Annotated in this window: 14 protein-coding genes; 4 read left to right on the forward strand and 10 right to left on the reverse strand. The window is 47.6% G+C overall.

Annotated features, from left to right (window positions below):
- Positions 1-111 precede the first annotated feature (111 nt).
- The 9 genes from carB to ftsY all read right to left on the reverse strand — a co-directional run bounded on the left by carB (position 112) and on the right by ftsY (position 13,118).
- Positions 112-3,336, reverse strand: coding sequence for a carbamoyl-phosphate synthase (glutamine-hydrolyzing) large subunit (carB, locus tag H164_RS0102740; protein ID WP_019967199.1), 3,225 nt, complete (start codon positions 3,334-3,336; stop codon positions 112-114).
- 7 nt (positions 3,337-3,343) lie between these two features.
- Positions 3,344-4,420, reverse strand: coding sequence for a glutamine-hydrolyzing carbamoyl-phosphate synthase small subunit (gene carA, locus H164_RS0102745; RefSeq protein ID WP_025829702.1), 1,077 nt, complete (start codon positions 4,418-4,420; stop codon positions 3,344-3,346).
- Positions 4,421-4,725: 305 nt separating this feature from the next.
- Complete coding sequence (locus tag H164_RS0102750) at positions 4,726-6,627, reverse strand: amidophosphoribosyltransferase (protein WP_019967201.1); 1,902 nt, start codon at positions 6,625-6,627, stop codon at positions 4,726-4,728.
- Positions 6,628-6,639: 12 nt separating this feature from the next.
- A complete protein-coding gene (glmS, locus tag H164_RS0102755; protein WP_019967202.1) occupies positions 6,640-8,484 on the reverse strand; it encodes a glutamine--fructose-6-phosphate transaminase (isomerizing) in 1,845 nt (614 codons plus the stop codon).
- A gap of 83 nt (positions 8,485-8,567) precedes the next feature.
- On the reverse strand, positions 8,568-9,365 hold the full coding sequence (locus H164_RS0102760; protein ID WP_008563928.1) for a polysaccharide biosynthesis/export family protein: 798 nt from the start codon (positions 9,363-9,365) through the stop codon (positions 8,568-8,570).
- Between the two features lie 146 nt (positions 9,366-9,511).
- Entirely contained in the window at positions 9,512-10,561 is a 1,050-nt protein-coding gene (locus H164_RS0102765) for an HU family DNA-binding protein (RefSeq protein WP_019967203.1), read from the reverse strand.
- Positions 10,554-10,847, reverse strand: a complete 294-nt coding sequence (locus tag H164_RS0102770; protein WP_019967204.1) for an HU family DNA-binding protein — start codon at positions 10,845-10,847, stop codon at positions 10,554-10,556. The genes H164_RS0102765 and H164_RS0102770 overlap by 8 nt, the downstream gene beginning before the upstream one ends.
- A gap of 11 nt (positions 10,848-10,858) precedes the next feature.
- Complete coding sequence (rimO, locus tag H164_RS0102775; protein ID WP_019967205.1) at positions 10,859-12,160, reverse strand: 30S ribosomal protein S12 methylthiotransferase RimO; 1,302 nt, start codon at positions 12,158-12,160, stop codon at positions 10,859-10,861.
- A 7-nt stretch (positions 12,161-12,167) separates the two neighbouring features.
- A complete protein-coding gene (gene ftsY / locus H164_RS0102780; protein WP_008563924.1) occupies positions 12,168-13,118 on the reverse strand; it encodes a signal recognition particle-docking protein FtsY in 951 nt (316 codons plus the stop codon).
- A gap of 509 nt (positions 13,119-13,627) precedes the next feature.
- Here ftsY and H164_RS0102790 point away from each other — a divergent pair.
- From H164_RS0102790 to rpmA, 4 genes are all read left to right on the forward strand, one after another.
- Positions 13,628-14,383, forward strand: coding sequence for an RNA methyltransferase (locus H164_RS0102790; protein ID WP_019967207.1), 756 nt, complete (start codon positions 13,628-13,630; stop codon positions 14,381-14,383).
- Positions 14,384-14,421: 38 nt separating this feature from the next.
- Positions 14,422-15,498 carry a bifunctional histidinol-phosphatase/imidazoleglycerol-phosphate dehydratase HisB gene (hisB, locus tag H164_RS0102795; RefSeq protein WP_019967208.1) on the forward strand — a complete coding sequence of 359 codons (1,077 nt, stop codon included), beginning with the start codon at positions 14,422-14,424 and terminating at the stop codon, positions 15,496-15,498.
- Between the two features lie 166 nt (positions 15,499-15,664).
- Positions 15,665-15,982, forward strand: a complete 318-nt coding sequence (gene rplU, locus H164_RS0102800; RefSeq protein ID WP_008563921.1) for a 50S ribosomal protein L21 — start codon at positions 15,665-15,667, stop codon at positions 15,980-15,982.
- Positions 15,983-16,001: 19 nt separating this feature from the next.
- Positions 16,002-16,283, forward strand: a complete 282-nt coding sequence (gene rpmA / locus H164_RS0102805) for a 50S ribosomal protein L27 (protein ID WP_008563918.1) — start codon at positions 16,002-16,004, stop codon at positions 16,281-16,283.
- A 99-nt stretch (positions 16,284-16,382) separates the two neighbouring features.
- Here the strand turns inward: rpmA and uxaC are convergent, their stop codons facing one another.
- Positions 16,383-17,783, reverse strand: a complete 1,401-nt coding sequence (gene uxaC / locus H164_RS0102810) for a glucuronate isomerase (RefSeq protein ID WP_019967209.1) — start codon at positions 17,781-17,783, stop codon at positions 16,383-16,385.
- Between the last annotated feature and the right edge of the window lie 66 nt (positions 17,784-17,849).

Consider the following 17,849-nt stretch of genomic DNA (forward strand, 5'->3'; position numbering starts at 1 on the left):
ATTGTTAATGAAAAAGGCACAAAAGGCACAGTTAACACCATATGATAGATACAATAAAGAGACCGACCATGATAACAAAATCTATCAGGCCGGCCCTTTCCTTTCCAAAGTTCAATACTCATCCCATGCCTTAATGTCGATATCCTCAAGGGACACCGTGCAAAATGCATTGATGAATGCACCGGCAAGACGGCTATTCGTGATGAGAGGAATATTCAGGTCTATGGCTGCACGACGTATCTTGTAACCGTTGGTCAGTTCATGTACCGTAAGGTTCTTCGGGATATTGACGACCATATCTATCTTCCTTTCGTGCAGCAAATCTAAAGCCTGTGGTTGCATTCCCTCTTCTGAAGGCCAGAAGACACGCGTGTTGGCAATGCCGTTCTCCTCAAGGAACTTGCTAGTACCACCGGTGGCATAGAGTTTATAGCCATGGACAACCAATTGTTTAGCTGCATCCAACATATCGACTTTCTGCTTAGCGCCACCCGTTGATAGCAACACGGTCTTCTCGGGGACACGATATCCCACGGAAAGCATACTCTTCAGCAGTGCGGTATTCGTGTCGTCGCCCAGACAACCAACCTCACCTGTAGAACTCATATCCACACCTAAGACAGGATCCGCCTTTTGCAAGCGATTAAACGAAAATTGACTAGCCTTGATGCCCACATAATCCAAGTCGAAGAGGTTTTTACTTGGCTTTTCAATAGGAAGTCCGAGCATCACTCTCGTAGCCAGTTCGATAAGGTTTATTTTCAACACCTTACTCACAAACGGGAAAGAACGGCTAGCACGAAGGTTACATTCAATCACAAGGATATCATTCTCACGAGCCATGAACTGGATATTGAAAGGTCCATTGATGTGCAGGTTCTTTGCTATTTGCCGACTGACACGCTTGATACGGCGCATGGTCTCCACATAAAGCTTCTGCGGTGGAAACTGAATCGTAGCATCACCGGAATGGACTCCGGCAAACTCGATATGCTCACTGATAGCATAAGCAAGAACTTCTCCGTTCTTTGCAACGGCATCCATTTCTATCTCCTTGGCGTGTTCGATGAACTTAGAGACGACAACGGGATGGTCTTCGCTCACATTTGCAGCCAACTGGAGGAAGCGTTCCAATTCATCTTCGTTGGAGCAGACATTCATTGCAGCACCGGAAAGCACATAAGAAGGACGCACTAAAACCGGGAACCCTACTCTATCAACAAACTTATCAATGTCTTCCATGCTAGTCAATGCACTCCACTCGGGTTGGTTGATGCCACTATCTGTGAGCATTGCAGAGAACTTTGCACGGTCTTCCGCACCATCGATATCCTGTGCCTTAGTTCCCAATATCGGAACATTCTGTGCATCGAGTTTCATGGCCAGATTGTTCGGTATCTGTCCACCGGTGCTGACAATCACACCATGTGGGCATTCCATTTCGATGATGTCCATCACACGTTCGAACGTGAGCTCATCAAAATAGAGGCGATCACACATATCATAGTCGGTCGAAACGGTCTCTGGATTATAGTTGACCATCACGGAGCGCCAACCTTCCTTACGTATCGTGTTCAATGCTTGAACACCGCACCAGTCGAACTCTACCGAACTACCGATACGATAAGCACCCGAGCCGAGAACTATCACAGAACGCTTGTCATTCTCGAATACGATGTCACTCTTTACGCCACTATAGGTCACATAAAGGTAATTGGTCTGTGCGGGATATTCTGCTGCCAGCGTATCAATCTGCTTCACCACGGGAAGAATACCATAGCCCTTGCGCTTGTTACGCACCAGCAGACCCGCCTTATGCATGTTCCCCAGTTCCTTTTCAAGGCCTATCGCACGCGCAATCTGGAAGTCAGTAAAGCCATAGACTTTTGCCGTGCGAAGCAAATCCTTATCCAAGGTATTGATGTTCACCTTCTTCAGTTCCTCGTCAATATCGATGATATGCTTCAGTTTCTGAAGGAACCACTTGTCAATCTTCGTGAACTCATGTATACGGTCAATGGTATAGTTCTTGTGCAAGGCTTTCGAGATGACAAAGACACGCTTGTCCGTAGGCTCGCTGAGCGCAGCATCCAAATCTTCTATCTCAAGCTCTTTGTTCTCCACAAAGCCGTGCATACCCTGCCCTATCATGCGGAGCCCTTTCTGAATGGCCTCTTCGAAGTTGCGACCAATGGCCATGACCTCGCCCACCGACTTCATACTTGAGCCCAACTCCTTGTCTACTCCACGGAACTTGGACAGGTCCCAGCGTGGAATCTTACAAACCACATAGTCGAGCGCAGGTTCAAAGAAGGCACTCGTGGTCTTGGTGACCGAGTTCTTCAATTCGAAGAGACCGTATCCCATACCCAACTTAGCCGCTACGAAAGCCAACGGATAACCGGTCGCTTTCGATGCAAGTGCAGAGGAACGGGACAGACGTGCATTCACTTCAATCACACGATAGTCTTCGCTCTTCGGATCGAAGGCATACTGCACATTACACTCTCCCACGATACCAATATGGCGAACTATCTTGATAGCCAATGCGCGGAGCTTATGGTATTCACTGTTGGTGAGTGTCTGAGAGGGCGCAACGACGATACTCTCGCCCGTGTGTATGCCCAACGGGTCAAAGTTCTCCATGTTGCACACCGTGATGCAGTTATCATAGTGGTCACGCACCACCTCATATTCTATCTCCTTCCAACCTTTCAGACTCTTCTCGACAAGCACTTGGGGAGAGAACGAGAAGGCCTTCTCGCAAATCTTGTCCAGTTCTTCTTCGTTATCGGCGAAACCCGACCCCAGCCCACCCAAGGCATAAGCTGCACGCACGATAACCGGATAGCCCAAAGCCGCTGCGGCCTTGCGCGCCTCGTCCATCGTCTCACAGGCTTCACTCTTGATGGTCTTCACGTCAATCTCATTCAGTTGCTCAACGAAGAGCTCGCGGTCTTCCGTATTCATGATGGCCGAAACAGGTGTGCCCAACACCTTGACGCCATACTTGGCAAAGACACCCGTACGCTCCAGCTCGACACCGCAGTTCAACGCCGTTTGTCCGCCAAACGAAAGCAGCACACCATCGGGGCGTTCTTTCCGTATCACCCTTTCAACGAAATAAGGCTTGACGGGCAGAAAGTAAATCCGGTCGGCCACGCCTTCCGAAGTCTGAACGGTGGCGATGTTCGGATTAATGAGCACAGTCTCCACGCCTTCCTCGCGCAATGCCTTCAACGCCTGCGAGCCCGAATAGTCGAACTCTCCGGCCTCTCCTATCTTCAATGCTCCCGAACCAAGAAGCAACACTTTCTTTATCGTTTCGTCTTTCATTGTCTTTCTATCTTAATGTGGTTACGAACATGTCAAATATGAACTCCGTATCAACGGGCCCCGAACAAGCCTCGGGATGGAACTGACTGGAGAACCAAGGGTTGGTCGTATGACGAATACCCTCGTTCGAGCCGTCGTTCATATTGACGAACATCTCTTCCCAATCAAAGTCCAGTGTATTCGCGTCGACGGCATAGCCATGGTTCTGGCTGGTGATGAAGCACTGCTTCGTGCCGACAAAACGCACGGGCTGGTTATGGCCGCGATGTCCATACTTCAGCTTATATATCTCTGCCCCCGAAGCCTTTGCGAGCAGTTGGTTGCCCATACAGATGCCACAGATGGGCTTCGTGCTCTGGCTCATCTGTTTTCTGATGATTTCCACCGCATCGGAACACATATCCGGGTCGCCCGGACCGTTGGCAAGAAATAGTCCGTCGTACTTCATGTCTGTGTAGTCATAGTTCCACGGCACCCTGACGACCTCGACGCCGCGCTCCACCAAGCAACGAATGATATTAGCCTTCACGCCGCAATCCACCAGCACCACCTTTTTTCCTGTGCCTTCATTATACCTGATAACCTCCTTGCACGACACCCTATCTACGAAGTTCACACCTTCGTAATCGGCCTCTGGGATATTATCGGGCTCGTCGTCGAAGAGTATCTTCCCCATCATCACGCCGTGCTCGCGCAACACCTTGGTCAACTCGCGCGTATCGATGCCCGTTATCCCCGGCACGTGCTCGCGTTTCAGCCAGCAGGCAAGGCTCTCCGTGGCGTTCCAATGACTATACTCCTCGCTGTAATCGCTGACGATGAGGGCCGAGGCATGAATCCGTTCGCTCTCCATGAAAGTGGGCAATCCATCGGCCTCGATGGTGAAAGGAGGCACCCCATAGTTACCCACAAGCGGATAGGTCAACACCACCAACTGCCCGGCATACGACGGGTCGGTGAGGCTCTCGGGATAGCCCGTCATTGCCGTGTTGAAGACAACCTCGCCGGCAACGGGTGCATCATAGCCAAAGCTCTTACCGCGGAACCGGGTTCCGTCACTCAGGACTAAAGTTACGTTTTTCATCATCTGTAGTTATATTAAATCGTTCATTCTCTCAATGTGTCCGGCGAAGGTGTAGTACACCCCTGATCATAGGTACGATACACCTCTCATCATCGGTACGGTACACCTTTGGTCGTAGGTACGGTACACCTCTGGTCGTGGGTACGGTACACCTCCGAACAAGAGTATTAAACACTCATCAGTGCAGGTGTTAAACACTCACCGATGCAGGTGTTAAACACTCATCAGTGCGGGTGTTAAACACTCATCAGTGCGGGTGTTAAACACTCACCGGTGCAGGTGTTAAACACTCACAGTTCAAGGTATTAAACCCCCGTTGTTGCAATATCTTTTTCCACGCTTTCGTAATAGTTCACAAAGGCCTGATTGCAGAGCTTCGTTCCGCCGGGCGTGGGGAAATGCCCCGTGAAGTACCAGTCGCCCTTATAGCCGGGCATGGCCTCGTGAAGCCCCTCGATGCTCTGGTAGACCAGTTCTATGGGAGTAGTCACGCCGCTCGGGCGCAACATCTCTACAATCTTGGCATTGATTTCCTCTGTCGTGAACGGTTCGTAGATGGCGCGCACCACATTGGTCATTCGCTCCTTGGGCTTGCGCAACTCTTCAAGGCATGCCTCGTAGATGGCGTGAATGACGTGCTCCATGTGCCTGTCTTTCAGCAGGGCGATGGTGGCGCGGAACACGCAGAACTCCTCCAAGCAGGGCATGTCGATACCGTAGTAATCGGGATAGCGTATCTGCGGCGCACTGCTCACGATGACCATTTTCTTGGGGTGCAGACGGTCGAGTATGCGCAGGATGCTTTTCTTCAGTGTGGTTCCCCTGACGATGCTGTCGTCGATGATGACGAGGTTGTCCTTTCCGGCGTCGATGCTTCCGTAGGTGATGTCGTAGACATGGCTGGCAAGGTCGTTGCGGCTGTTGCCCTCGGCGATGAACGTGCGCAGCTTGATGTCTTTCCATGCCGCCTTCTCCGAGCGCACGTAAGCATTCATTATGCTTTGCAGTTCCTCGTGCGAGGGCGCATGGCCGAGAGCTTCAATCTGCTTGATCTTCCGTTCGTTCAGATGCTGCGTGAGGCCGTCAAGCATGCCGTAGTAAGCCACCTCTGCCGTGTTGGGAATGTAGGAAAACACGGTGTGCTCCACGTCGTGGTTCACGGCCTTCAGTATCGGTCCTGTGAGCTGTTCGCCCAACTTCTTGCGCTCGTTATAGATGTCGCGGTCAGAGCCCCGGCTGAAGTAAATGCGCTCGAACGAACACGCTGCGTCTCCTCTCGGCGCCAAGATGCGCTCGATAGAACACTCGCCGTTCCTTTTCACCATCAGGGCCGTGCCCGGTTTGAGTTCCTCCACGTCTTCACACTCCAAGTCGAACGTTGTCTGCAGCACGGGGCGTTCGCTCGCCAAGGCCACGACTTCGTCGTCCTTGTAGTAGAATGCCGGGCGGATGCCCCAAGGGTCGCGCATGGAGAACATCTCTCCGCTTCCCGTAACGCCGCACACCACGTAGCCTCCGTCGAAGTCGGGCATCGTGGTCTTCAAGACGTTGCTCATTCTGACGTGGTCTTCGATGTAGCGCGTGATGTCGGTGTTCGTCAGTCCTTTGGCCTTTGCCTCGGCGAAGTTACGTTCCACTTCCCTGTCGAGTCGATGGCCCATGAGTTCGAGCATGATGTACGTGTCGCTGTAGATACGCGGGCATTGCCCCTGCAAAGTGAGCTTCTCGAAGATTTCATCGACGTTGGTCATGTTGAAGTTCCCGCAGAAGCAAAGGTTCTTGGCGCGCCAATTGTTCCTCCGTAGGAAAGGATGCACGTAGGAAATGCCCGTCTTCCCCGTCGTGCTATACCGCAGATGTCCCATGTAGAGTTCACCGGCGAAAGGAAGACCTGCCTTAGCATGGTCCACGTCTGCCAGCTGCTGTGCACTCATGCCGGCATAGTTCTTATGTACCTTTCCGAAGATTTCGGTGATGGCGTTCGAGCCTTCAGCTCTTTCGCGGAACATGTATTCATGTCCGGGCTGCGTATCAAGCTTGACACACGCCATGCCTGCGCCTTCTTGCCCCCGGTTGTGCTGTTTCTCCATCATCAGATAGAGCTTATTCAGGCCATACATCCATGTGCCGTACTTCTGCTGATAGTATTCAAGAGGCTTCAGCAAGCGTATCAAAGCGACTCCGCAATCTTCCTTTATTTCTTCCATTATATTCTTTGATTATTCCACGGTTACAGACTTAGCCAGATTTCGAGGCTGATCGACATTCTTATTCTTGCAAACGGCGATGTGATAGGCAAGAAGCTGAAGCGGAATCGTTGCCAGTAACGGCTCGAGACATTCCAAGGTTTCGGGGAGTTCTATCACTTCGTCGGCAATGCGACTGATAGTCTCGTCGCCTTTTGTTACCAAAGCAATCACCCTACCCTTTCTTGCCTTAATCTCCTGAATGTTGCTCAACACCTTCTCATACATCGCATTGTGTGTGGCAATGGCCACTACCGGCATATCGGAGTCCACCAAAGCGATAGGCCCGTGCTTCATTTCCGCAGCCGGATAGCCTTCGGCATGGATATAACTGATTTCTTTCAACTTCAAAGCTCCTTCCATCGCCACAGGATAACTGTAACCGCGCCCTAAATAAATGAAGTTGTGGGCATATGTGAATATCCTGCTCAGGTTAGCAATCTTCTCGTTCAGCTTCAACACCTCTTGTATCTTATCGGGAATGACAGACAATTCCTTAACAACCTCTTCATAAACCGCATCGGTAATCGTCTTCCTTTCTTTCGCCAAGGCCAAAGCCAACATCGTCAATACAAGGACCTGCCCTGTAAAGGCCTTTGTTGAGGCGACCCCTATCTCCGGACCTACATGGATATAGCTTCCCGTATCGGTCGAACGTGGGATACTTGAACCGACAGCATTACAAATACCATAGATAAAGGCCCCTGATTCCTTAGCCAGCTCCACGGCTGCAAGTGTGTCGGCTGTCTCTCCGCTCTGCGACATGGCAATAACAACATCGTCGCTCGTCACAACAGGGTTACGGTATCTGAACTCACTGGCATATTCCACATCTACGGGAATGCAGCAGAACGTCTCTATCAATTGCTTTCCTATCAATCCGGCATGCCAACTCGTACCACAAGCTACAATGATGATACGCTTGGCATGGAGTAAGCGTTCTTTATAATCAATCACAGCACTCAATGTCACATGATTGGCCTCCCTATTGATACGCCCTCTCATACAGGTCTTGAGACATTCTGGTTGTTCGAAAATCTCTTTTAACATAAAGTGAGGAAAGCCTCCTTTCTCTATTTGTCCGAGGTTGATATCTATTGTCTGAACAGAAGGATTCAATTCACGATTAAGCAGATTTACGACTTTAAGTTCTTCACCCAAACGCATTACGGCAATACTTCCATCTTCGAGGTAGACAACTTTGTCTGTAAACTCCACGATCGGACTTGCATCGGAACCCAAGAAGAATTCATCTTTACCAATACCAACGACCAAAGGACTTTGCTTTCGTGCTGCGATAATCTGATGAGGCTCTCGTTTATCCAAAACCGCAATTGCATAAGCCCCTATGACTTGATGAAGAGCCACTTGGACTGCCGTCAATGTATCAAGTTTTTTCTTTACCTGCACATACTCTATCAGTTGAACAAGCACTTCTGTATCTGTATCTGAGCGGAATTCCACTCCTTTAGCAATCAGATTATTCTTGATGTCAGCATAATTCTCAATGATTCCATTATGAATGATTGCCAAGTTCTTTGATGCAGAATAATGAGGGTGGGCATTAACAGATGAAGGTTCGCCATGAGTTGCCCAACGTGTATGCGCTATACCAACGGAACCAGAGATATTCTTGTCGGCACAAAAGCCCTCCAAATCAGCCACTTTTCCTTTGGTTTTATATAAGTTGAGCGTATCGTCATCGTTAATAAGGGCGACTCCGGCGCTGTCGTAACCACGGTATTCCAATCGCTTCAGTCCTTTTATCAATATGGGATAAGCCTCACGCTTGCCTAAATATCCTACAATTCCACACATATAATATACTATTAAATTATCCTGTTATATTCAAAAAAGAAGAATGAAACCGATTTAATCAATTATCATTCTTCAATTTATTTTTATCTTAAAACGTTAACTAACAACGAAGCTACACTGGTCACGATACCGACAAAAGAGAACCACAGTGTAGTTGAATTACCGATAGAAGAATTTTGAGACTGCACCTTATTCGGTTCTACGTAGAGCACGTCGTTTTGCTGTAAATAATAATAAGGTGAATTGATAAGATTAGCATCATTCAAATTTAATCGATGATATTCCTTTTCCCCATCAGCTTTTTCTCGTAGCAGAATCACATTATCACGTTTACCATAAATCGTCAAATCTCCGGCTTGTGCTAAAGCTTCTATAATACTCATTTTCTCTGTTGTAACAGGAAAAACACCCGGGTTCCTCACTTCGCCTGCCACTGTAACATGAAAACTTGCCATGCGGACAGTTACTACAGGATTTTCAGTTTTGGCTAAATAAGGCACCAGACGGTTTCTAATCAAATCCTCACATTCTCCTTTCGTAAGTCCCCCAACATGTACTTTACCAATAACGGGAAAATTTATATCACCTTTGTTGTCAACCAAATAATTCAAGGCTGACACGTTTCCGATTACTTTCTGATTATCTGTCCCCACAAAAGTTCCAGATCCCAAATTGAATGGTGCGGCAGCCTGTGGATCCGTGGTGTTTACAATGATATTCAATAAGTCCTTTGGCATGATATGTGCATCATAAAGCCCTCTCGAAGCTGCAAGGTCTACCTTGTCTATATTCTGAAAATAAGCTACTTTTTTGCTTCCAGAACAACTGCTCAGGAACAAAACAGCCGTTAATATTAAAAGTGAAAATGAAGTTTCTTTCATATCCTATATTTAGTAAATAATTAATCTTTGCAAATTTAATCCTATTTTTTTGAAATAACAAACTTTTCATTTATTAATATCCTGCGTTCCCATAATATCCTTCATACAAAGAAAAAAGAACGACACGTTATCAAACAAAAAGAATGCTATCTATGACGTTTAAGTTCCAATTTTGGTATCTTGACAACATCACCCTCTTTCAGTTCTTTATTCTTGTTCATAACTTCGAGATAGCATTCCATACCCGGACCTAATTGCTGTCTGCTGATTGAACGAAGCGTCTGCCCAGCTCTAGCTTTGACAACCTGCTTTACACCTACAATTCGATAAGCACCAGTACGGACACGTGCGTCACTACGATTCATCTCTGCATAAACATCATCTGGTTTTACTTTAGGCGTGATATTACCGACTTTATTTTCCTTCTGCTTAGTTCTAGCCGTAGGTTGTGTATTATGGACAACAGCTTGCCGCTTACCTACCTGCGTTATCAGTGCTTCTATACGCATATCCCGACGATGCAATTCCATGAAAAGATAAGATATTGCCCCACCTAAAAGGACGAATAATACAATTGCGGAAACAATCAATGCCTTTATTGCAAAAGGCGACCAACCACTACTCGGAACAGATTGTTCCGTCTCGTCTTCCTCTTCATCATCTATGTTTACTACCTCTGACGGTACATTCAACGAAAAACTGCTTTGTGGAACAAGAGCCTCTTCCTCTACGTCCTCTTTGTGCGAAGTTGTTTCAAATTCGGCTTGCTCTATTGTTGTAACCGACGAGCTATGCTTATTACTTTCCTTTTCCGTTTGTTCCTCGACGATTTCAGACTGTTTATCCAAAAGTCCGTCAATAGGTTTGTCTTCCAATTCCACACCATCGCCGACAACAACAGTCTCAAATTCAGAGAACGGACGATTCACCAACTCTTTCATTGAGTTATCAGGAACAAACGAAATCTTGTCGCGACCGTCTATCACAATACGTTCTCCCGTATTGACATCAACACTTTCACGCGAACTGACACTTGTCACCTTAAAGGTCCCCAAGCCTTTTATCTTGACTTGCCTTTCACGTTGTAGTCCTTCGTTTATCACATCAATCATCGACAAAACAAAGCGCTCGGCATCAGAAGTCTTCAGTTCATGCTTATCAACCAAGTAACGGGCAATGTCTTTTAGATTACGCATTTACTTCTCCTCCATTCTTTAGTTTCTCCTTGATAGAAGCATTTGGTTTGAACCCCAGAACCAACTTTGGCGGGACAAGCATACGTAACCCCGTTGAAGGATTTACAACCACACGCTCCATACGTTTTTTTACTTCAAAAGTCCCGAAACCTGCTAACGACACATTCTCTCCTGCTTCGAAGCTATCGCCCATTCCTTCAATCAACGCATTGACAAGCTTTTGGGCATCTGTCTGAGCATAGCCTGTCCTTAGAGCCAACTCTGCTATAAAATCCTTATTATTCATACCAAGAATGGTTATTTAACAACTTGTCCATAAAGGTCAAACGCTTCACTGTCCGTTATCTTCACACGATAGAAGCAACCCACACGAGGCCTACTTCCCTTTGTAGGGATAAGAACCTCAGGGTCAACTTCCGGCGAACAATACTCCGTGCGACCTATATAATAATCTCCTTCTTTCCTATCAATAATCACGGTCATGACTTTACCTATCTTTTCGGCTTCGACATTGGCACTAATTTTCTGCTGCACTGCCATCAGCCTATCAAGACGATACTGTTTAACCTCCTGAGGCACATTATCTTCATAGTGCACTGAACTATAGGTTCCTTCTTCTTCCGAATAAGCAAAAGCGCCCATGCGTTCGAACTTGGCCCACTTCACAAACTCAACGAGTTCTTCGAAATCTTCATCGGTTTCACCGGGGAAGCCAACCAACAAGGTCGTGCGAAGATGGATTCCCGGGACTGCTTCCCTTATCTTCTTTATCAGTTCAATCGTCTCTTCCTTGCTCACATGGCGATGCATGGCATCAAGCATATGGTTCGAGATATGCTGCAAAGCAATATCCAAATACTTGCAGACGTTCGGCTTCTCACGAATAACATCGAGTAATTCCAGCGGGAACTGATTGGGATAAGCATAATGCAGTCGAACCCATTTTACGCCTTCCACATCTGCAATGTCGCCAATCAGGTCGGCGATATGTCGTTGTCCGTCGATATCAACACCATAATAAGTGAGTTCCTGAGCAATAATCTGAAACTCCTTAACACCATCAGCCACCAATTCTCTGACCTCTTGCAATATATCTTCCTTTGGGCGGCTCACATGCTTGCCGGTTATCAAAGGAATTGCGCAATAAGCACAACGGCGGTCACAACCCTCTGCTATCTTCACATAGGCATAGTGTCGAGGAGTTGTCAACGACCTACGGCCATTGCATGAAGAAACTTCCGCCTTACCGAGGTCTGACAGCAGCTGCTTATAATTGAACTTTCCATAGAACTTGTCTACTTCCGGGATTTCCTTTTCCAACTCATCCTTATAGCGCTGCGACAGACACCCCATCACATAAAGCCGTTTCAGACGACCTTCGTTTTTCGCACTGACAAACTCAAGAATCGTATTGATGCTCTCTTCTTTCGCCGACTCGATAAAACCACACGTATTAATAACGGCAATTTCGCCGTCGGGCCGCTCACTGTCATGGACACAGTGATAGCCATTGGCTTCAAATTGCTTCATAAGAAGCTCGCTGTCAACAAGATTCTTCGAGCAACCCATCGTCACGATATCAATCTGATTCTTTTTCATCAATACGTCAAGCAAACAGTGAGTCTACGAACTCTTTGCGGTTGAACAACTGCAAATCCTCCATCTGTTCGCCAAGGCCAATATACTTCACCGGCACTTTCAGTTGGTCACTGATACCGATAACCACACCGCCTTTGGCCGTTCCGTCCAGCTTCGTAATAGCCAGACTCGTGATGTTTGTCACTGCCGAGAACTGTTTAGCCTGTTCAAAGGCATTCTGTCCCGTGCTACCGTCAAGAACGAGCATCACCTCGTCGGGAGCTTCGGGCAACACCTTCTTCATCACGTCTTTGATTTTCTTCAGTTCGTTCATCAGCCCAACCTTATTGTGAAGCCTACCTGCCGTGTCTATCAACACCACATCAGCCCCATTGGCTTTGGCACTCTGCAACGTATCGAATGCCACGCTCGCCGGGTCGGCTCCCATCTGCTGCTTGATGACAGGCACGCCGACGCGTTCGCCCCAAACAGATATCTGCTCCACGGCAGCCGCACGGAACGTATCAGCAGCCCCAAGATAAACCTTCTTTCCCGCCTTCTTAAACTGATAGGCCAACTTACCGATTGTCGTCGTTTTCCCAACGCCGTTGACGCCAACCACCAGAATCACGTAAGGCTTATGCGCGCAAGGAAGTTCCCAGTCGTCATTATCCGCCGCATTGTTTTCTTCAAGCAGCGAAGCAATCTCTTCGCGCAGCATTCCGTTCAGCTCAGAGGTCGAGACATACTTATCACGTGCCACACGCGATTCTATCCGTTCAATGATTTTCAAAGTCGTGCCCACACCCACATCACTCGTTATCAACACTTCCTCAAGATTATCAAGAACCTCGTCATCGACCTTCGACTTACCGGCAACGGCCCGCGTCAGCTTGTCGAACACGCTCTCCTTCGTCTTTTCAAGTCCCTTGTCGAGCGTCTCCTTTTTCTTCTTATTAAACAGTCCGAAAACTCCCATAGTTGTGAAATCAATGTATTGCTTATGCGCTACAAAGGTAATAAAAAAGTGAGGAAGCCGAAAGGTATAACCGAAAATAAATGAAACTTTGCACGATTTATCCCATTGTTATAGGCTGTCCGCGCGCATCACACTACACATCCGACGTTCCTCCCTTAAGAGTTGTCATCGTCTTTATTACTAAAGTATCGAATTATCTGCACGCTGATAAATATTTCTCTGCATGCTGATAAATATTTCTCTCCACGCTGATAAATATTTCTCTGCGTGCAGATAATTCGATACTCCTTATATATCTCATCTCGGAGATGTACTGTTTTCGGGCCTGCATTCCCTCTTTATCGGCCGACGGACCACGCTTACAAAGCCCGTCTCTCACGTTCCGACGGCCGGACGCGCCTCGTATTGCATCGACAATCCTACCGAAACAGGGCGATTTAAGCGCAGACGACGCAAATTTGTCGGCTCCTTCAGTGCATAATACGGATTTTTTCCGTAAGTTTGCAGACATGATTAGCAAAGCAAAAGTCAAATTCATCAAATCGCTCCGACTGAAGAAGAACCGCGAGCAGGCTCGTCTCTTCATAGCCGAAGGGCATAAAGTCGTGGGCGAACTGTTGGCTTCGGGCTGTGCACACACGATAGTGGCCACGCAGGAATGGCTTTCCGCTCACTCGGCACCGCCGACCAACGAACTCGTTGCCGTAGACGAGGAGGAACTACGCAAGGTGAGTCTCCTGCAACATCCGCAACAAGTGCTGGCCCTGTTCCCTTTCTTCGACGATGCAGCAAGCGATGCCATCGACACCACGTCGCTTTCGCTGATGCTCGACGGCGTGCAAGACCCCGGCAATCTGGGCACGATTATCCGCATAGCCGACTGGTTTGGCATCGGCAACATCTACTGTTCTACGGAAACGGCCGATGTCTACAATCCCAAAGTCGTGCAGGCCACAATGGGGAGCATTGCACGCGTAAGGCTGCACTATGGCGATTTGGAAGCGATGCTCGACCGGTTGCCCACCGACTTTCCCGTCTACGGAACCATGCTCGACGGCAACGACATCTACCGCGAACCGCTTTCCTCTCACGGGCTCATCATCATGGGCAACGAGGGTAACGGCATCTCCCACGAAATCGGCAAGAGAGTCAGGCACAGACTGCGGATTCCCTCTTATGCCGAAGGACGTGCCACGGCCGAATCGCTGAACGTGGCTGTCGCTACGGCTATCACTTGCGCAGAGTTCCGCCGAAGAAACAGCTAAAACCATCTTTCGATATAGACACATAAGAATGAACTGAAATGAAGAGACAGAAATTCCTATTCATCGACCGCGACGGCACGCTCATCGAAGAGCCCGCCGACGAGCAGATAGATGCTTTTGAGAAGCTACAGTTTAAGGAAGGCGTGTTCAGAAACCTTGGCTTCATCTGCAACAAGCTCGACTTCCGCTTGGTTCTGGTGAGCAACCAAGACGGTTTGGGGACGGCTTCCTTCCCTGAAGAAACGTTCTGGCCCGTCCATAACCTTATCCTCCGAACCCTTGAGGGGGAAGGCATTACGTTCGACGACCAACTCATCGACCGCCACTTCCCCGAAGACGGCTCGCCCATGCGGAAGCCGGGCGTCGGCATGCTGAAGGACTATCTGAATAATCCTGCTTATGATATAGAAGGTAGCTATGTCATAGGCGATCGGGAAAGCGATGCGCTGTTGGCAGAGAACCTTGGCTGCAAGGCTTTGATATTAGGAAAAGAAGGCATCACATGGGACAAGATTTCTGAACTGCTCTTTGCCGGTGAGCGCATCGCAGAAGTTCATCGCCAAACAAAAGAGACCGACGTTCATGTCAGGCTTTGTCTTGACGGTACGGGGAAATGCGATATCAATACAGGACTTGGTTTCTTTGATCACATGCTTGAACAAATCGGCAAGCATGGCATGATGGACCTCACGATACGCGTAAAAGGCGATCTCGAAGTAGACGAGCATCATACGATAGAAGACACAGCCATCGTGCTCGGAGATTGCCTCTTGCAGGCATTAGGAGACAAGCGGGGCATCGAGCGTTATGGCTATTGCCTTCCCATGGACGACTGCCTTTGTCAAATTGCACTTGACTTCGGAGGACGCCCTTGGCTCGTATGGGACGCAGACTTCCATCGGGAGAAGATTGGCGAGATGCCCACGGAGATGTTCTTCCACTTTTTCAAGAGTCTGAGCGATGCCGCACGAATGAACCTCAATATCAAAGCTGAAGGCACCAACGAACATCATAAGATAGAGGGAATATTCAAAGCACTTGCACGTTCACTGAGAATGGCAGTCAAGCGAGACATCTATCATTTCGAACTTCCCTCAACCAAAGGGAAACTCTGACAATGGAAGCGTTAATCTGCGTTAAAAGCCACATAATTGTCACAGGCCCGATGTAGGGTTTCAACAAAAAAGCGTAACTTTGCACCGATTTAGTCCGTTTTAGGCTCGGAAGAAGTATCGGCAAATGTCGGTCGCCTTGCGGAAAAACCCGTTTAATAAATAAATAATGTACGCAATCGTAGAGATTAACGGTCAACAGTTCAAAGTTGAAGAGGGCAAAAAGCTCTTTGTGCATCACATTAAAGATGCAGAGACAGGTAAGACTGTTGAATTCAACAGAGTCCTGCTTGTTGACAACAACGGAGCAGTGACAGTTGGTGCACCAACAATCGATGGTGCAAAAGTAGTAGTAGAAGTAGTGAACCCCCTTGTGAAAGGTGACAAGGTCATCGTTTTCAAGATGAAGCGCCGCAAAGACTATCGTGTCAAGAACGGTCATCGCTCACAGTTCACGGAAGTAACAGTTAAATCAATCAACGCTTAAAATTCAGGAGGAAAGAACAATGGCACATAAAAAAGGTGTAGGTAGTTCCAAGAACGGACGCGAATCAGCTTCACAGAGATTAGGCGTTAAGATTTGGGGTGGTCAGAAGATTATCGCTGGAAACATCATCGTTCGCCAGCGTGGTAATAAGCATTATGCCGGTGAGAATGTTGCTCAAGGAAAGGACGACACACTCTATGCACTTGCAGACGGTGTGGTTTACTTCCACAAAGGCAAATATAATAAAAGTACAGTATCTGTTCTCTCCCCGGAGGCTTATGCAGAGAAAACAAAAGCTTAAATAAGAAGCACTTATTCCAAACAAACAATAGAATGCCGGTCTCTTGATTGAAACCGGCATTTCTTATGTTTACTTCTCCGATAAACCCGGAGGAATCTTTCAGAATTTGAAATAATTTCGGGCATTGTAATAGGAAATATCTTCTACCATGCGGGCCAAAGTTTCCTTGTCGTTTGGCAAAAGGCCTTTTTCCACATCATTACCCAACAGATTACAAAGCAGACGACGGAAATATTCATGTCGCGGATAGCTCAGGAACGAACGGCTATCGGTCAACATACCCACAAAACGACTCAACAAACCAAGTACAGAAAGTGCATTCATTTGACGAGTCATACCGTCAAGCTGGTCGTTGAACCACCAGCCTGAGCCAAACTGTATCTTGCCCGGGCATGAACCATCTTGGAAATTGCCAAGCATTGTCGCTATTACTTCATTGGCACAGGGATTTAGACAGTAGAGTATTGTACGCGTGAGTTTTCCTTCCAGATTCAGTTCATTCAGGAAATGACTCATGGCCCGTGCCGTATTAAACTCACCAATAGAGTCGAACCCTGTATCTGCACCCAGTTTATTAAACATGAGCGTATTGTTGTCACGAATGGCACCATAGTGATATTGTTGTGTCCAATCTGCCGCATGATCCATCTCCGCGCACATTTTAAGAAAAGCGTGCTTGTATTGGCGGATTTCCACGGCACTGAGCTGCTGACCACGGAGAGCCTTTTCAAAAATAATGTCAATCTGACTATCTGTATAAGGATCATCATAGAACTCTTCCACGCCGTGGTCGGAAAGTCGACAACCATTATCTGAAAAGAAATCATGACGCTTTTGAAGTGCCTCCATCATATCGACAAACCTGCAAATCTCTACCCCACTCACTTCAGCCAGTTTACCTACATAGTCGGCAAAATCTGTTTTTTCTATATTCATTGCCCGATCAGGACGCCATGCCGGTATCATTCTGATCTCGAAACCGCTTTCACGCGTCTGCTTGTGATAACGAAGGTCATCTATCGGATCATCTGTCGTACAAACACACTCAACATGATAATGACGCATCAGACCACGGGCACTGAACTCCGGCTGTTGAAGTTTCTCATTACATTCGTCATAGATTTCACGCGCAGTCTTAGGACTCAACTGCTTGGTGATGCCAAAGGCCGTTTTCAATTCCAAATGGCTCCAATGGTAAAGTGGATTACGAAATGTATAGGGGACCGTCTCAGCCCATTTCTCGAACTTTTCCCAATCATCGGTGTCTTCACCCGTACAATACCTCTCGTCCACTCCGTTCGTACGCATAGCCCGCCATTTATAATGGTCTCCACCCAACCACAATTCCGTAATACTGCGAAAACGATGATCGTTTGCCACCATTTCGGGTATCAAATGACAATGATAATCAATAATTGGCATTTTTGCCGCATGATTGTGAAAAAGTTCCTGCGCGGTTGCAGTCTCCAACAGGAAATTCTCATCCATAAACTGTTTCATAATTGACTCGGTTATTTCGATTGATTTTGTGATGCAAATATACATTTATTTTTTGGAACTACGGGA

The organism is Segatella maculosa DSM 19339 = JCM 15638 (genome assembly GCF_000382385.1).
In the GTDB taxonomy this organism is placed as follows: domain Bacteria; phylum Bacteroidota; class Bacteroidia; order Bacteroidales; family Bacteroidaceae; genus Prevotella; species Prevotella maculosa.

Bases quoted from the DNA above. Each gene is read 5' to 3' on its own strand.
- glmS (WP_019967202.1), bottom strand. From the start codon at position 8,484: ATGTGTGGAATTGTAGGATATTTAGGCAAGCGTGAGGCTTATCCCATA.
- H164_RS0102770 (WP_019967204.1), bottom strand. From the start codon at position 10,847: ATGAATAATAAGGATTTTATAGCAGAGTTGGCTCTAAGGACAGGCTAT.
- rpmA (WP_008563918.1), top strand. From the start codon at position 16,002: ATGGCACATAAAAAAGGTGTAGGTAGTTCCAAGAACGGACGCGAATCA.
- carA (WP_025829702.1), bottom strand. From the start codon at position 4,420: ATGAAAAACGTAACTTTAGTCCTGAGTGACGGAACCCGGTTCCGCGGT.
- ftsY (WP_008563924.1), bottom strand. From the start codon at position 13,118: ATGGGAGTTTTCGGACTGTTTAATAAGAAGAAAAAGGAGACGCTCGAC.
- H164_RS0102790 (WP_019967207.1), top strand. From the start codon at position 13,628: ATGATTAGCAAAGCAAAAGTCAAATTCATCAAATCGCTCCGACTGAAG.
- rplU (WP_008563921.1), top strand. From the start codon at position 15,665: ATGTACGCAATCGTAGAGATTAACGGTCAACAGTTCAAAGTTGAAGAG.
- rimO (WP_019967205.1), bottom strand. From the start codon at position 12,160: ATGAAAAAGAATCAGATTGATATCGTGACGATGGGTTGCTCGAAGAAT.
- uxaC (WP_019967209.1), bottom strand. From the start codon at position 17,783: ATGAAACAGTTTATGGATGAGAATTTCCTGTTGGAGACTGCAACCGCG.
- hisB (WP_019967208.1), top strand. From the start codon at position 14,422: ATGAAGAGACAGAAATTCCTATTCATCGACCGCGACGGCACGCTCATC.
- H164_RS0102760 (WP_008563928.1), bottom strand. From the start codon at position 9,365: ATGAAAGAAACTTCATTTTCACTTTTAATATTAACGGCTGTTTTGTTC.
- carB (WP_019967199.1), bottom strand. From the start codon at position 3,336: ATGAAAGACGAAACGATAAAGAAAGTGTTGCTTCTTGGTTCGGGAGCA.
- H164_RS0102750 (WP_019967201.1), bottom strand. From the start codon at position 6,627: ATGGAAGAAATAAAGGAAGATTGCGGAGTCGCTTTGATACGCTTGCTG.
- H164_RS0102765 (WP_019967203.1), bottom strand. From the start codon at position 10,561: ATGCGTAATCTAAAAGACATTGCCCGTTACTTGGTTGATAAGCATGAA.